General features: G+C 56.3%; 12 protein-coding genes and 3 riboswitches. Of the genes, 7 read left to right on the forward strand and 5 right to left on the reverse strand.

Annotation, left to right across the window (positions count from 1 at the left end; all coding sequences use genetic code 11):
* Positions 1–90 precede the first annotated feature (90 nt).
* Both MCP_RS12455 and MCP_RS12460 read left to right on the forward strand, forming a co-directional pair.
* Positions 91–978, forward strand: coding sequence for a hypothetical protein (locus MCP_RS12455; RefSeq protein WP_012901207.1), 888 nt, complete (start codon positions 91–93; stop codon positions 976–978).
* 135 nt (positions 979–1,113) lie between these two features.
* The gene (locus tag MCP_RS12460) at positions 1,114–2,202 is read left to right on the forward strand and encodes a formate--phosphoribosylaminoimidazolecarboxamide ligase (RefSeq protein WP_012901208.1); all 1,089 of its coding nucleotides are present in this window, start codon (positions 1,114–1,116) and stop codon (positions 2,200–2,202) included.
* A 469-nt stretch (positions 2,203–2,671) separates the two neighbouring features.
* Here the strand turns inward: MCP_RS12460 and MCP_RS12465 are convergent, their stop codons facing one another.
* Positions 2,672–3,592 carry a DUF362 domain-containing protein gene (locus tag MCP_RS12465; RefSeq protein WP_012901209.1) on the reverse strand — a complete coding sequence of 307 codons (921 nt, stop codon included), beginning with the start codon at positions 3,590–3,592 and terminating at the stop codon, positions 2,672–2,674.
* Positions 3,593–3,756: 164 nt separating this feature from the next.
* On the opposite strand from MCP_RS12465, the gene glnA reads away from it, so the two are divergent.
* From glnA to MCP_RS12490, 5 genes are all read left to right on the forward strand, one after another.
* Positions 3,757–5,199: a type I glutamate--ammonia ligase gene (glnA, locus tag MCP_RS12470; protein WP_012901210.1), complete on the forward strand. Its 1,443-nt coding sequence runs from the start codon at positions 3,757–3,759 to the stop codon at positions 5,197–5,199.
* Between the two features lie 70 nt (positions 5,200–5,269).
* A riboswitch (Fluoride riboswitch) is annotated at positions 5,270–5,348 on the forward strand.
* A 37-nt stretch (positions 5,349–5,385) separates the two neighbouring features.
* Positions 5,386–5,859: an NUDIX hydrolase gene (locus tag MCP_RS12475; protein WP_012901211.1), complete on the forward strand. Its 474-nt coding sequence runs from the start codon at positions 5,386–5,388 to the stop codon at positions 5,857–5,859.
* 4 nt (positions 5,860–5,863) lie between these two features.
* Positions 5,864–6,712: a prenyltransferase/squalene oxidase repeat-containing protein gene (locus MCP_RS12480; RefSeq protein WP_012901212.1), complete on the forward strand. Its 849-nt coding sequence runs from the start codon at positions 5,864–5,866 to the stop codon at positions 6,710–6,712.
* 49 nt (positions 6,713–6,761) lie between these two features.
* Positions 6,762–8,015 carry a phosphopyruvate hydratase gene (eno, locus tag MCP_RS12485; protein WP_012901213.1) on the forward strand — a complete coding sequence of 418 codons (1,254 nt, stop codon included), beginning with the start codon at positions 6,762–6,764 and terminating at the stop codon, positions 8,013–8,015.
* 91 nt (positions 8,016–8,106) lie between these two features.
* Complete coding sequence (locus MCP_RS12490) at positions 8,107–10,449, forward strand: plasma-membrane proton-efflux P-type ATPase (protein WP_012901214.1); 2,343 nt, start codon at positions 8,107–8,109, stop codon at positions 10,447–10,449.
* A gap of 134 nt (positions 10,450–10,583) precedes the next feature.
* On the opposite strand, the gene MCP_RS12495 is transcribed toward MCP_RS12490, so the two are convergent.
* The 4 genes from MCP_RS12495 to MCP_RS12510 all read right to left on the reverse strand — a co-directional run bounded on the left by MCP_RS12495 (position 10,584) and on the right by MCP_RS12510 (position 14,980).
* Positions 10,584–12,380 (reverse strand): dynamin family protein, encoded by a 1,797-nt coding sequence (locus tag MCP_RS12495; RefSeq protein ID WP_012901215.1) that lies wholly within the window; start codon positions 12,378–12,380, stop codon positions 10,584–10,586.
* Positions 12,381–12,401: 21 nt separating this feature from the next.
* A riboswitch (Fluoride riboswitch) is annotated at positions 12,402–12,473 on the reverse strand.
* 30 nt (positions 12,474–12,503) lie between these two features.
* On the reverse strand, positions 12,504–12,911 hold the full coding sequence (locus MCP_RS12500) for a hypothetical protein (RefSeq protein ID WP_012901216.1): 408 nt from the start codon (positions 12,909–12,911) through the stop codon (positions 12,504–12,506).
* A gap of 5 nt (positions 12,912–12,916) precedes the next feature.
* On the reverse strand, positions 12,917–14,128 hold the full coding sequence (locus MCP_RS12505) for an MFS transporter (protein ID WP_012901217.1): 1,212 nt from the start codon (positions 14,126–14,128) through the stop codon (positions 12,917–12,919).
* 38 nt (positions 14,129–14,166) lie between these two features.
* A riboswitch (Fluoride riboswitch) is annotated at positions 14,167–14,245 on the reverse strand.
* 48 nt (positions 14,246–14,293) lie between these two features.
* Entirely contained in the window at positions 14,294–14,980 is a 687-nt protein-coding gene (locus MCP_RS12510) for a hypothetical protein (protein ID WP_128567210.1), read from the reverse strand.
* Positions 14,981–15,163: the final 183 nt, after the last annotated feature.

Genomic DNA, 15,163 nt, shown 5'->3' on the forward strand with positions numbered 1-15,163 from the left:
ATGGATATTATTGCCCTGGCAGCGGGCGATTGTAAAGGTTTAAATACCTTCGAGTAGACCCTGATTTTATAACCATTAAGGGGGCAAATATTGGCAACTAGTCAAAAAAGGGCATCATTTGGCGGGAAGACGGAATTTCTGGCCAGCGCGGAGAAGACGCCGCTGGGCTACTATTTCGCTTTACTGACCATATTTCTCGTCGGAGGCATCTACGCCCTCGTCGAGTTCGGCGGCATCGTGCCGGAAAAGTCATTACTGCTTATAAGCATTAGCGATGCCCTGCTCATCGTGGGCACCGTTCTGTTCTTATTGACGTCGCTCTTCGGGTACATCAAGGCCCGGAACCTGCGGATACAGGACGCCATGTTCGGGTTCTCGATGGCGTCGTTCTCGTTCTGCATCGCGGGTGTAGTCTGGGCGTGGTACAACCTGATCCAGCAGGTAAGGGCGCCGTTCCCCTCGATGGCGGACGTGTTCTTCCTCATCGGCTCCCTGGCGACCATCGCTGCCATATACAGCGCGACGAGGGCGGTCAGCGAGACGACCGGCCTCAAGGTGGAGCTGAACGTGATAATCATCGTGCTCGCGGTCGTCGCCACGGCGGCCATCGTGGGGACGTATGCCTCGTTCACGGACATCCTGAGCGGCGGCATGACGCCTAAGGCGATGATATCCATCGCCTATCCGGCCCTCGACATCATCTGCCTGGCCATGGTGTGCAACCTGATCATACTCTCCTCGGGCCGAAGCGTGTTCGAGTCGCAGCTCGTCATCGCGGCGGGGACGGTCATACTCTCGATATCGCATATCTACTTCTCGGTCATGGCCTCGATAGGCTATAGCCGCTATGAGCCGCTCGCCATAACGCTCTACGCCGTCGCGTTCATGCTCTTCGCCATCGGCATATCCAGGTACGTCGACCTGACGAAGTACGACATCGTCATGGACCGGGTGGCCAAGCTCAACCGCAGGCAATAGTCCCCTTTTTATATCCTTTTTTATATGCCGCCTTATGGGAATAATAGGCAAGCGTAAAAGCCGCTTCTGGCTGAATGCGCATGCTTGAAAAGATATAAATGATATATGCGTGTATTACGTGCGGGTGAAGGTCTAATGGTCATCACAAAGGACGATATTAAGGATGTCATAAAGCACTATGACACAAATAAAATAACTGTTTGTACAATTGCCAGCCATTCCTCCCTGCACGTCTTCCGCGGCGCATACGACGAGGGCCTGCGCAGGTGCGCGGTGTGCGCGACGGGAAGAGACGTCCCCTACAGGAGGTTCAGGTCGGCCGATGAGTATATTATCGTCGATAAGTTCGCCGATATCATCGATGAGGGCCTCCAGGAAAAGCTCAGGAAAATGAACGCGATCATCATACCTCACGGCTCATTCGTCGCCTACGTGGGCCTGGAGAACATCGAGAACAAGTTCAAGGTGCCCATACTGGGCAACCGTAATATCCTCAGGTGGGAGGCGGAGAGGGAGCGCGTCACCAGGCTGTTCGAGGCCGCGAACATCCGCAAGCCGCAGAAGATCTTCGGCCCGGACAAGATCGACAGGCCGTGCATGGTCAAGTTCCCCGGTGCAAGGGGCGGCAGGGGATACTTCGTCACCGACTCTCCGGCGGGCTTCGACGAGAAGATCAAGCTCATGGTCAAGAAGGGCTGGCTGACCGAAGAGGACCGGGACAGGGCACACATCGAGGAGTACGTCGCGGGCGACATCTACTGCATGCACTACTTCTACTCACAGCTGACAAACGAGGTCGAGATGCTGGGCATGGACAGGAGGCACGAGGCGAACATCGACGGCCTCGTGAGGATCCCGGCCAAAGACCAGATAGAAGCGGGCCTTCAGCCCACCTACGTGGTCACGGGCAACTTCCCGGTGGTCGCCAGAGAGTCACTTCTCGACCAGGCGTTCGCGATGGGCGACCGGCTGGCCGATGTGGCCAAGAAGATGGTGCCCCCGGGACTGCTGGGAGCGTTCTGCATCCAGACGATGTGCACCGATAACCTGGAGTTCGTCGCCTTTGAGATCTCCGCCAGGCAGGACGGCGGCACGAACACGTTCATGGACGGCTCGCCCTACTCCTATCTGAGGTACGGCCCCGGCATGAGCATGGGCCGACGCTACTGCATGGAGATCAAAGAGGCCATCAAGCAGGACCGTCTCATCGATATCCTGACTTAAGTTGCGGGGCGCTTGCGCTCCGTTATTCCTTTTTTAGTTCTTGTGCGTTTTTTAATATGATGTATTGCTTTAGCTGATACGGATTTCCGCCTTTTCACATTGTGCCGTCTTAGGTGTGTCCTTAACCACAGAGACACCGGGCCCACTGAGTTTCACAGAGATTCTTTTATATACGAGTCACAGAGCGCACAGAGGACGGGTTTATAACATTCCTGGGGCACAGAGTCGTTAGAGGCACTGGCGAGGATAAACCTGCTAAATTGTTTATTGGTCAACCGTGCCTCAATAAACTCTGTGCCCCAGATAAGCCAATAAACCGGGCTCTGTGGCCTCTGTGACTCAAATAATTAAAAAAAGAACTCTGTGAAACTCCTGTGCGCTCTGCGCCCCTGTGGTTAAGGACACTCAATGACGGCATAACGTGAAAGGATAAAAATGTTTAGCCAAAAATCGTAGAAGAGCCACTTTTTTAAACGCTTGAGATATGATATTCCTTAAAACCCTCGCCCTGCTCGCTCATCTCTTTCTTAATGGCAGCGCAGATCTCGCCGGCCTCCTCGTTGACCGGCACCAGCTCGACCTCGTCAGGCCCCTTCGCGCCCAGGCCCAGCTCTACTGCCCGGGCGATCTGCTCCTGCTTAAAGACCGGCCCTGCAGCGACCTCGGGCGTCGTCCCGTACACCCTGAGTATCGAGACACCTGTGGCGTCCAGCGCCACCCGGTCGGACGACGCCAGCATCACGCCCGGCTCGATGAGCGTGCCTGCCTCCGGGCCGCCCTTAGAGAAGCCCTTGATGCCGTCCATGATGACGAATGACGGCCGGTAGGCGGCGTTGATCTCGGCGATCATGAGCCGCTGGTATGGGGAGCCGTGGAGCTCATACATGTAGTTATAGCGGTCTGAGGGGTCGTACTTTGCGACCATGCCCACGCTGTTCTTCAGGGACATCGTGAAGTGGCCCCCGAAGCGGTGGGTCTTGAGGCAGCAGGTAGTAACGACCGCGTCGGCATCCCGGAAAACATCGGGGAACATATAGCCCCGGTTCCAGTGGCTTCCCGGAGGAGCCTCTTTTTTCCAGTGCTCCCGGCCAAGCCCGTCTAGCACTTCTACTTTGAAACCGTACTTCTGCGCCAGGCTCAGCACGCCCATCTCGTAGAGCACGTCCCGGGTGATGCCCATGCCGCTCCTCTCGGCCAGCGTGACATGCATGCCCTTCAGGCTTTCCACGATGGCCGCCAGCGTATCCGGGTGAGTCGAGGCAGGGAAGGGGTCGGCGCTATTAAAATTAGCCTTAACGGCAATATTTTTTCCCGGGGCGGAGAAATGCCCGATGAGCTCACTTACGCCCCGCTTCCGGTCGTTCGTCCTGACCACGAATACCTGCGACATACATCAAAATATCCGGGCTCCGTCACGATAAGCGTTGCACCACTGATTTCACACTATTAAGCGCCAGTAGTTATGGCAACTTTTATATATACGGACTAGGCAATATACTTCACAGTCGGAAGCATACTTCCGACTATGAACAGGCGAGTTGGTGAAGTTTTCCTATGGCATCCGACAACATGAAGAAACTCAAGGAAATCATAACGAAAAACAAGATCAAGTACGTTGATTACAAGTTCATCGATGTCCCCGGCACCTGGCAGCACAAGACCCATCCCATCAGCGAGCTGGACGAGGACATATTCAAGTATGGCACCGGCTTCGACGGCTCGAGCATCCGCGGCTTCCAGGGCATCGAGGAAAGCGACATGCTCCTCATACCCGACGCGGACACGGCGTTCCTGGACCCCTTCATCCGGGAGCCGACGCTTTCGCTTACCTGCGACGTTTGCGACCCCGACGGCATCAAGCCGTACCACCGGGACCCGAGGTATATCGCGAAGAAGGCCGAGAAGTACATGGCCACCACCGGCATCGCCGACGCGGCGTACTTCGGCCCCGAGCTGGAATTCTTTATCTTCGACGACGTCCAGTTCGACGTCCTCACACCTTATAAGGGCATGAGCTACTCGATCAACTCCGACGAGGGCATCTGGAACTCCAACCACAACTCCACCCCCAACCTGGGCCACCGGCCGAGGTTCAAGGAGGGCTACTTCCCGGTCGCCCCGACCGACACCCAGACCGACATCCGGAACGAGATGGTCAGCACCATGATGGACATCGGCATGAAGGTCGAGCTGCACCACCACGAGGTGGCCACGGCCGGCCAGGCCGAGATCGGCATCCGGTTCAATACCCTCACGAAGATCGCGGACCAGACCCTGATGTACAAGTACGTCGTCAAGAACATCGCCCAGAAGAATGGCAAGACGGCCACCTTCATGCCGAAGCCCCTGTTCGGCGACAACGGGAGCGGCATGCACACCCACCAGAGCCTGTGGAAGGGCGGCAAGCCCCTGTTCTTCGACAAGGACGGCTATGGCATGCTCTCGAAGACCGCGTTGTACTACATCGGCGGCCTGCTGACGCACGCCCACTCGCTGCTCGGCTTCTGCAGCCCCAGCACCAACTCGTACAAGAGGCTCGTGCCCGGCTACGAGGCGCCCGTGAACCTGGTCTTCTCGAGCAGGAACAGGAGCGCCGCGGTACGCATTCCCATGTACTCGGACAACCCGAAGACCAAGCGCATCGAGTTCCGACCTCCCGACGCCACCTGCAACCCGTACCTGGCCTTCGCCGCCATGCTCATGGCCGGCCTCGACGGCATCCAGAAGAAGATCGACCCGACCAAGGCAGGGTTCGGCCCCATCAACAAGAACATTTATCACCTGCCCGAGGCCGAGAAGGCGAAGATCAAGTCGGTTCCCGGCTCGCTGGACGAGGCGCTCACCGCGCTGGAGAACGACCACGAGTACCTCACGAAGGGCGGCGTGTTCACCGAGGACTTAATCGGCGCCTGGGTGGACTACAAGCGTAATACGGAGATCGACCCTGTGAAGATCAGGACTCACCCGTACGAGCTGTACCTTTACTACGATGCATGATACGGTGGATTTTCATCCACCTTTCTCTTTTTACTTCTTTTCCGTAAAATGTATATGCCCGTAACGTGATACGTATATCGGCGATGAAGCTCGCCGTGCTCTTATGCAGAACCGCCGCACGGACTGCGACTAATGGCTTCTGTTCGTTAAAAATGCCTTTTGGCGATAATGACGGAAGTGAAATAGATGGCTGAAAAATTTATCGTAGGCTGTTACGGCCTCGTGTTCGACGGCGGGAATCTGCTGATGGTCAAACAGCGCTCCGGCCACTGGGCCGGCAAATGGATCCTGCCCGGCGGCAAACTGGAGATCGGAGAAAGCTTTGAACAGTGTATCGAGCGCGAAGTTTTCGAGGAGACGTTTTGCAGGGTAAAGGCGGTGAGACAGTTGAGCGCCGTAGCGTCCTATAGCCCGGACTCCGCCTTCGAAAAGCAGGTCGTCCTCGTCTTCTACCTGTGCAAGCTCCTCGAAGGCGAGCCGAAGAAAGGCGACGGCGTCGACGCCGCAAGCTGGGTGGACGTGAGCCGGTTCGAGCACATGGCCGGAGCGGACATGGTCCCTGCCCGGATATTCAACGTCGTCTCGGACCTGTGCGCTAAAAAGTCTTTCCCGGCGGTGACCTTCGACTTTTGCGAGGCGGCATCGATGGCGGGCAGGTGAGCGCATGATGACGGCTCACGTGTTACCGCTCATGAGTTATATTGATGCGCGATCGCTGGCCGATTACCTCCTTAAGCGGCGAAACCCGGATGGCGGATTTTGCCATTATAGCCTGGACGAGTCGAACCTGAACGATACGGCGTATGCGATCCTCATCCTGGACATGCTCGGCCGGCTTCCGCAGGACGACAGGACCGTCGAGTATGTTCGCTCCTTCCAGCGTGCCGACGGCAGCTATAACAGCCCCTATTCGGCATGGTGCGCGCTAAAGGCCCTTAAGATCATGGACTCGGAGCCGAAGTACGGCCTCGAGGAGTATGTCCGGCAGCTCCTGCGAAAGCACACCATACCTGAGGAAGTATACATCGAAAGGCTGAGCATATTCGAATCGTCGTTCTACCTGGCGGGCATTCTGGAGCTGATAGGGCGCCCCGGGCTGTGCGACGATATCGCCGCAGCCGTTCTCGAGTATCGCATGCCGGATGGCAGCTTCGGCCGGAGCGATCCGGGCATTATATCCACGTACCATGCGCTCTCCATACTTCGGTCCGCCGGAAAGCCGATGGGCGAGTTTGGGGATTCGGCGGACTTCATCGCCGCCCGTGCCGTGGGCAGCGGCGGATTCACGAAAAAGCCCCTGGCCGGCCTCGCCTTCATGGATGAGACGTACTATGCCCTTATGACGCTCGAAATGCTCGGCAAAAGGCCGGATCATGTCAGGGAGACGATCGGCTTCGTTGTCGATTGCCAGAACGAGAACGGCGGCTTTCGCAGGGCGAGGGCATCGGGCATCTCCGGCTTCGATACCTCGTACTATGCGGTCCAGTCGTTGCGGACACTGATAAAATCTTAGAACGCGGATTATAATATTCGAATGTTAATGTTAATGGATGTGATTCATTTTGCCAGTACCAATTGAAAAGATCCATGCGAGAGAGATCCTCGATTCGAGGGGCAACCCGACGGTCGAGGTCGAAGTGCATACCCCATATAATGTCGGCGTAGCATGCGTGCCATCGGGCGCGTCCACCGGTACCCACGAGGCGTTAGAGCTCAGAGACAAGGATAAACGCTTTGGCGGCAAGGGCGTGCTGAAGGCCGTGAAGAACGTGAACAACGTGATCGCCCCCAAGGTCGTGGGAATGGACGCCGCCGCCCAGCGTAACCTGGACATGTTCATGCTGGAGCTGGACAGCACCGAGAACAAGTCGAAACTCGGCGCCAACGCCATCCTGGGCGTCTCTATGGCCGCGGCCCGGGCGGCCGCCGGCGCCCTGGAGCTGCCCTTATACCAGTACCTGGGAGGCGTTAACGCGTATAAGCTGCCCGTCCCCATGATGAACGTCATCAACGGGGGCAAGCACGCGGGCAGCGGCCTGGCGATCCAGGAGTTCCTGTTATTGCCTGTCGGCGCCGACACGTACCACGAGGCGCTGCGCATGAACGTGGAAACATACCATACGCTCGCTAAAATCCTTAAAGACAAGTACGGCAAGTCTGCGACCAACGTGGGCGACGAGGGAGGCTATGCGCCCTCCATCGGCACGACCCGCGAGGCGCTGGACGCCATGATGGAGGCCATCGATAAGGCAGGGTACAAGGGCAAAATAAAGCTCGGGATAGACTCCGCAGCGAGCGAGTTCTTCAAGGGCGGCAAATACAACATCGACGGCAAAAGCCTGTCGCGTGACCAGATGGTCAAGTATTATGCGGGCATCGTGAAGGATTATCCGATCATCGTGCTCGAGGACCCGTTCGCCGAGGAGGACTGGGACGGGTTCGTCGCCATCACGAAAGAGGTCGGTAAAAAGGTGACCGTCATCGGCGACGATATTTATGTGACGAACGTGAAGCGGCTGCAGAAGGGCATCGACATGGGCGCCGCTAACTCGCTATTGTTAAAGCTGAACCAGATCGGTACCGTCTCGGAAGCTTTCGATGCTGCGACCCTCGCGTTCCGTAATAAGTATAAGGTCGCCGTGAGCCACCGGTCCGGGGAGACCTGCGACTCCATCATTGCGGACGTGGCCGTGGCTCTCAGCGCGGAGATCATTAAGACTGGCGCGCCGGCCAGGAGCGAGCGTACCTCGAAGTACAACCAGCTCTTGAGAATTGAGGAGAATCTCGGTAAGGCTGCAGTGTACACTAAGCTATAGGCGTCAATTCGGGCCGCCTTGGGTTACATGGGAAAGGTTATCAGACAAGATAAATGGAGAATACTGGAAGGCTTTAAACATTAATCCAAAAATGCAGAAGCAAGATATTTCCCTGGAAGCAAATGTTGACGTGGAAGACCTCTCTGAAGCGGAAGCCCGGGCGCGTCTGGATAAAAATGGTTACAATGAAATACTCGAAGAGCCTTCCGGCCCTTTTCGAGGCATCCTCAAGCGCCTTTGGGGGCCCATCCCATGGACGCTCGAAGCGGCGCTGATACTGGAGGTCGCTCTAGGCAAAATAGTCGAAGCATCGGTCATAGCAGTCTTATTGCTCTTCAGCGCCATAGTGGGTGAAACCCAGGAACTTCGAGCCCATACCGCTGTGGACTTCCTCCGCCACCGTCTGCAGGTAAGCGCGCGGGTGCGCCGGGATGGGCGCTGGCGATTTCTTCCCGCCCGAGAGCTTGTTTCAGGCGATCTGGTCCACATTAAATTAGGCGACATCGTGCCTGCGGACTGCATAATCCGCAATGGGGCGGTGGAAGTCGACCAGTCTGTGCTCACAGGAGAGTCAGTCAGTGTATCACGTTCAAATGATGAGACGATCTATTCGGGATCAACTGTCCTTCGTGGCGAAGCCATTGCAACAGTAACGGCAACAGGGTCCGGCACTTCGTACGGGCGGACGGCCGAACTGGTAAGGACTGCCGAATCACCCGGTCACCTTCAAAAGCTTATGTTCACTGTAGTGCGCTATCTGGCAACCGTGGACCTGGTTCTCGCAGTGGTGCTCGTGGGAGTTGCCCTATGGAACAATTCCGACTTGCTCCCGCTCCTACCATTCCTGGTGGTGCTTGTGATCGCCACAGTGCCGGTCTCGATGCCGGCAAGCTTTACTGTCGCTAACGCGCTCGAAGCCCGCACGCTTGCGAAAGAAGGCGTTCTCATTACCGGATTGACGGCGATCCAGGAAGCAGCGACTATGGAGGTTCTCTGCGTGGACAAGACCGGCACGCTGACGCAGAACCGGCCGGAGATAGCCGCTATCATCCCCTTCCCGGGCGAACTTGAGGAAGAAGTCCTGGCCTATGCCGCTGCATGCTGCGACGAGGCGACCCAGAATCCTCTGGATATAGCGATCCTTCACGAATTAGAGCATCGATCGATACAGCCACTGAGCCGACATAGGATCGTTCCTTTCGACCCGGCGACCAAGCGTTCGGAGTCATACGTTAACCGCGATGGCCAAACCTTCCAGGTGATGCTTGGTTCTCCTCCGATCGTGGAACAGTTCGCCGACCCCCGGCCTGAATTCAAGGATCAAGTAGAAGAGCTGGCCGCCAGCGGGGCTCGCGTACTGGCGGTTGCGGCAGGCCCTGAAGGACATCTTTCACTTCGTGGGCTGGTGGCGCTGGCTGACCTGCCCAGAGAAGACGCTGCCGCCCTCGTAAAGGCTATCCAGGGCCTCGGGATCCGGGTACTTATGGTCACAGGCGACACTTCCGCTACAGCGCGGGCGGTGAGCCATAAAGTCAATCTCGGCGATCGCATCGGGGATTTGAATGTTGCCCTCAATAATCCGCTTGAGTACGACGGGTTCGCCAATGTTTATCCCGAAGATAAGTTCCGCATCGTGCAGGCTCTCCAAAAGCTTCACCTGACCACAGGCATGACAGGGGATGGCATAAACGACGCGCCGGCGCTCAAACAGGCGGAAGTCGGGATCGCTGTCAGTTCTGCCTCGGACGTCGCCAAGGCCTCCGCAAAAGTAGTCATGACCAGCCCCGGGCTCCAGGACATCGTCAAGATCATCTACGGTGGCCGCTATGTTTACCGCCGGATGCTAACATGGACCATCACGAAGATCGCGAGGACTGTCGAGCTTGCTGTTCTGCTGACCCTCGGGTATATTGCCACGGGCTTCTTTGTAACACCATTAAGCCTGATTATCATAATAATCGTTTTGAATGATATTGTGACGATCACCCTCGGAACTGATCGTGCATGGGCCTCTCCAGTACCTGAGCGATGGGATGTCAGAGATATTGCCAAAATTGCGGGCATACTTGCAGCCGGCTGGCTGGTCCTGGCGTTCTTCATCCTGTGGATAGGCCTGAACGTACTGAAACTCCCGGTCCCCCAGATCCAAACGCTCATGTTTGTCTACCTCATCTTTTCGGCACAAACAACGATTTACATAACCCGCGTTCGGGATCACTTGTGGTCGTTCCTGCCGAGCCGATACGTCATCGCGACCACGGTCGGCAATGTAGTCGTAGCATCGGCTCTCGCTATCCTGGGGATACTGATGGCTGCAGTTCCCGTTATTTATTTGATCGGTGTTCTCGGAGCCGTTCTTGCAGCAACATTCCTGCTCGATGAGGTTAAAATTTGGTTTTACCAAAGTACGGGTATTCTAGGGAAGGTTAAATAAAAACCACTAAACAGTTTTGTTAAGAGAATCCAGGGAGCTTTGTCGTAGAGCGCCGCCTGGCATTACCGCACCGCGTCGTCACTGACTTGATCGGGGGCCGGGCCGCCCCCTATGATTAAGTATGGCAGTGTACACTAAGCTATAGGCGTCAATTCGGGCCGCCGGCAGTAAAGCTCGACGGCCTCCAGCCTTTTTTTATGCTCCTCCAGGGCGGCCAGCATCCGGTCGATCTCTGCGGCACGTTTCTGCGCTTCACTCGCGGACATGGACTTTTCGGCCCGGGCTCTTTCGAGCGCCTGCTTTACTGAGGACACCAGAGTATCCGCCATGGTCTCGTACGAGGCCTTCATGCTCTTCGATGACTTCAGGAGGCTTTCCAGGAACGCATAGCGTATCTTGCCCGAGTTCATATCCAGCGAGCGCTCCACGCGCTCCCGCATAGCGTTCTTAACCTGCCCGCGGAACAGCGAAGACGGCATCATCAGGTTGAGCGTCGTGAGCGCCGTATCGAGCAGCATGCCCTCGTCCATGAAAGTATCGATGCCGTAGAATAGGGGCGTATGAAGGTCCGGCGCACCATCGAATGAGTAGTGCCGTATCTCGACATCGAATATATCGGACGAGGCCTTTTCGAACCGGCGGATGGACTCTTCCCACCTCTCGGAGTGCGACTTCGCCTTCTCAGCATAGAGCCCGGATATTTTCTCCTCCTCACTGGCACGCCAGCTATCACAGGCCCCGGAAATGACCTTAAAGAGCTGGTCCTTGATCGCGTTCAGGAACTCGCGGTTGCCGGCTTTCGGATAAGTATCGATGAACGACTCCATCTGCCGGATGGCAACGGGAGTCATCTCGCTTTTGAATTTGCCGCTATCCACGTCCAGCGTCTTGATCATAGAGTCCACGTCCCACTCGATGAGGTGCACATTGGCTTCCTTGTCCCTCAGGAATCGCTCCAGCTCCACATTGAACAAAGTCGCTTTCTCTTCCAGCGCCTGCACTGATAGCGCCCGTGTCTTCTTCTCGATGGCCAAGGACAGGCGCCTTGCCTCCACGAGCCCCGATGCCCTGTCCAGGATGGAGCGCAGGAAGACGCCGCACTTATCGGTGGTCAAAAAGGTGCCGAGCGCTCTATCAAAATCTACGTAACCGCTCCGTTGCAAAAGCTCCCTATCGCCTTTTGTTTTCCCTTCGAGCGCCTGCTTTGCGGATAAGGGAAATAATTTAGGCTCGGCCCCCATCTTTTCCCCGATCACGGCCCGGTTAAAGGCTATAGACTCCTTCACCTCTTCGGCGTCGGCCCTGTCGACCTTGTTAAGGATGAAAAAGAACTTTTTCACGTGCTTCCCGACGTCCTCAAGGAACCGCAGCTCAACGTCGCTGACCGGCGGGTCGATGGAGAGCATGAACACGGCTGCGTCTACTTTTGACAGGAAGCTGTAGGTCACCTCAGTGTTGTGGAGGAAAGTGGAGCCGATGCCGGGCGTATCGATGATCATTACGCCCTCCTTCAGATAGTCGGAGGGGTACTCTATCTCCACGTGGCCCACGCGCTTTACATTCCGGGGATTTCCCCGCTCGGTCACGTAATCGCCCAGTAACTCAGGCCCGATAACGTCGGAGCGCCCGTCCTGGTATATTACGGTCGTCCTCGGTACGGGGCCGAACCGGATCACCGTGATGATGGACGTGAGAGGGACCACCGCCGTGGGAAGCACGCTATCGCCAAGCAAAGCATTGATGAACGTCGTCTTTCCTCGCTTGAACTGGCCCAGCACGACCAGGTTGAACGTGTCGGAGTCCAGCTTGGCGATAAGCGCATCGGCCTCCCGGCGCGCCGCCTCCTCATCCGACATGAGCCCTCTTAAAGCGTTAAGCTCCTCCCGGGCCCTGTTTTTAAGCTCGCCGTAATCATTAACAGGCTGCATCATATTTTCACCGCAAATGAACGTTTTAAAATAGAAGCTATCAGCCTTGCGGCGGTTTTGCCATGAGCCACGGCGAGCTTCATCGCCGCTGTATGTTATGCTTTTTAAAAGAATATAGGTTACGTTTTACTTTGAGGCTATCCGCTTCAAGCGTCGCACCTGCTCATCGAGACGATCGCAGAGCTCTCCCATCTTTTCCGCCTGCTCATCCGACTCGATGTCGCCGTGGGTCTTTCTAAGCTTTTCGGGGCGCATGTCGTCGACCAGGTCCTCCATGAATTGAGAAAGGACATAGATACGCCACTTCACGTCCGTCTCTTCCTGCGGCAGGCCCGAGTCGCCCCAGTAGTCTTCGATTGCACGCTCCATGCCAGCCATGATATTGTTGATCTCCTTCACCTCTTCCGCTGTGGGCCGGCCCTTCAGGCTGGAATGGAACTGGTCGCCCGATGCCATAAGCGACCTTATCTCCCGGATATAGCCCAGTATCGTCGTGGCCGCGGCACTTACCGACCTGTTATGGCGCCCGCACATCCCTATCACCCTTGAGTATTTGCTCCGACATCATATTTTTTATTGGTAAGGATTAGCGCGATAACTCCTGCCGCTCCCGCGAGCGCCGCGAACGCGAAGCCGTAGGCGAACCCGAATGCGCTCCACAGGACGCCTACGACGAAGCTGGAGATGAAATCGCCCACACCATTCATTGTGGCCATCGCGCCGAAGCCCAGGGCGCGGCGTGGTTCCTCGACCATCTGCCCGCAGACGGCGCCTTCGAGGGTGTCCTCGGCCGCGATATAGGCGCCCGCAATGGCGAATAATAATCCGTATACGATAACATTGGGCGGCGCCAGGATGAACCCGACGAACATCAGCACGGCCAGCGCGTACCCGAAGGCTAGAACTTCCTTCCGTCCAAACCGGTCGCCCAGCGCCCCGAACGGATAGCATGCGGCAGCGTAGACGACGTTCCGCACTCCGTACAGCAGCACCCCCATCGCGGTCGCCTGCACGAAGCCAAGAGTCGGCGTTAACGTTGTCACGGCAAAGAGGATAAGCATCGTGTGGGAGAAGTCCGAGACGCCGAATAGCAGCACTGCGGATAAGAACCCTTTAAACCGCGGCGTAAATCCCTTTAAGGACGTTACGATGTTCACGTGCCCTTTGGCAGGGGCCGGATTTTTCTCTTTCACGGCCACCATGAATACGATAACGGCCAGCATGCCCGGTATGACCGCGAGCCAGAATACGTCCCTCATCCCGATGTAGGAGACCAGCACGAACGCAAGCGCCGGACCGGCTATGGCCCCGAGGGTGTCTCCCGTCCGGTGGACCCCGAACGCTTTGCCGAGGTCGTTTTCCTCTACCGATTTCGCAAGGATGGCATCCCTCGGGGGGCCGCGGACGCCCCGCCCGATCCAGCCGAACACCCGGCCTAAGAGCACGGCCGGCCAGGACGATGCCAGCGCGACGATAGCCGGGAAGATGCCCGTCGCGATGTACCCTATTATTGAGAGCTCCTTGCGCTTCCCGAGCTTGTCCGAGTAGTAGCCCGATAATAGCTTGGCAAAGCTTGAAAGCCCGTCGCTCAGCCCTTCGATGAGGCCCAGCGCGTACGCCGGAGCGCCCAGCGACGTAAGGAATGACGGCAGCAGCACGGTCACAGTCTCATGCCCAAAGTCCGAGAGGAAGCTCGTCAGCGAGACGCCCCAGACGGTGGAATTAAGCCAGCCCTTATTGTTATTTTCCATTTAACTCACCATTAGCAACCCGTTCAAAGAATGGCTTTGAACTATCAGAAGCCATTAGTCGCCCGCTGCGCGGCGGTTCTGCATAAGAGCACGGTGAGCTTCATCACCAGAATAGCATAGTGGCCGGTTTTATTTATATGTTTGGTCATAGAATAGTTCACTATTTCAATGTATAATAAGCGAACACATCTCGTATCCACCGATTGCGCATATGATGACTACCAGGGCCAGGCAAAGGTAATACAGGATCCTTTCGAAAGTCTCAGCTGAAACGTTATCTACAGCATCACCGACAGCTTTTCCGGTCCACTTGATCGCCCTCGATAATGCGCTGGCAGGGGGTTCTTCATCCAGGCTGATCTCGCAGTAATGGCGGCCAGTATAGAAGGATAGCGCCGTAACGGCTAATATGAGGGCAATGGAGGAGAACATGGTGACCGTCCAATAAGCCCCGGTGAGGCCAAATGCCAGCACGGCTATGATATCGAGCGCAATGATCAGCGCGGCGGCCCTGGACGGCCGGATGTCCCAGAAAATATCGATGGCCCTTTTATGCTTTCCTGCGATGGCTATAGCATCGTCCACCAGGCCAAATTGTAGATCGTATTTAAAGTTGATGTTGACCGAAGCGCACGATGGCGATAGTATCATGAAAAGGATGGGGTAAAGCGACTCTCCGTGATAGGATATGAACATCGCTTCGACTCGCTCGGACGTGTCGATATTTTTTATGGCCGGGTAATTATCCTGGTTAAAATAATAGACCCGCGCGTTCGTATCCAGCTCCACCGTAAATCTGCCGATGGTCTCATGGAATAATTCACAGAGCAGGATTAAGTCATCGATGTACATTCGTGACATCGGTATGCGGATATTCCGGAAGGACGGCGATTTGACCGATAAGCTCTCTATCAATGAAGATATTGCCTGCGGACTGGCCCTCATGCGCTTAACCTCTGGATCACATTAGCCAGAGGCCATTAGTCGCGACGGGCGGCGGTTCTGCACAAAAGCACGGTGAGCCTCATCACCATT

This window comes from Methanocella paludicola SANAE, assembly GCF_000011005.1.
GTDB classification, from domain to species: domain Archaea; phylum Halobacteriota; class Methanocellia; order Methanocellales; family Methanocellaceae; genus Methanocella; species Methanocella paludicola.

Bases quoted from the DNA above. Each gene is read 5' to 3' on its own strand.
- MCP_RS12505 (WP_012901217.1), bottom strand. From the start codon at position 14,128: ATGGAAAATAACAATAAGGGCTGGCTTAATTCCACCGTCTGGGGCGTC.
- MCP_RS12490 (WP_012901214.1), top strand. From the start codon at position 8,107: ATGCAGAAGCAAGATATTTCCCTGGAAGCAAATGTTGACGTGGAAGAC.
- glnA (WP_012901210.1), top strand. From the start codon at position 3,757: ATGGCATCCGACAACATGAAGAAACTCAAGGAAATCATAACGAAAAAC.
- MCP_RS12500 (WP_012901216.1), bottom strand. From the start codon at position 12,911: ATGTGCGGGCGCCATAACAGGTCGGTAAGTGCCGCGGCCACGACGATA.
- MCP_RS12475 (WP_012901211.1), top strand. From the start codon at position 5,386: ATGGCTGAAAAATTTATCGTAGGCTGTTACGGCCTCGTGTTCGACGGC.
- MCP_RS12460 (WP_012901208.1), top strand. From the start codon at position 1,114: ATGGTCATCACAAAGGACGATATTAAGGATGTCATAAAGCACTATGAC.
- MCP_RS12465 (WP_012901209.1), bottom strand. From the start codon at position 3,592: ATGTCGCAGGTATTCGTGGTCAGGACGAACGACCGGAAGCGGGGCGTA.
- MCP_RS12480 (WP_012901212.1), top strand. From the start codon at position 5,864: ATGATGACGGCTCACGTGTTACCGCTCATGAGTTATATTGATGCGCGA.
- MCP_RS12495 (WP_012901215.1), bottom strand. From the start codon at position 12,380: ATGATGCAGCCTGTTAATGATTACGGCGAGCTTAAAAACAGGGCCCGG.
- MCP_RS12510 (WP_128567210.1), bottom strand. From the start codon at position 14,980: ATGTACATCGATGACTTAATCCTGCTCTGTGAATTATTCCATGAGACC.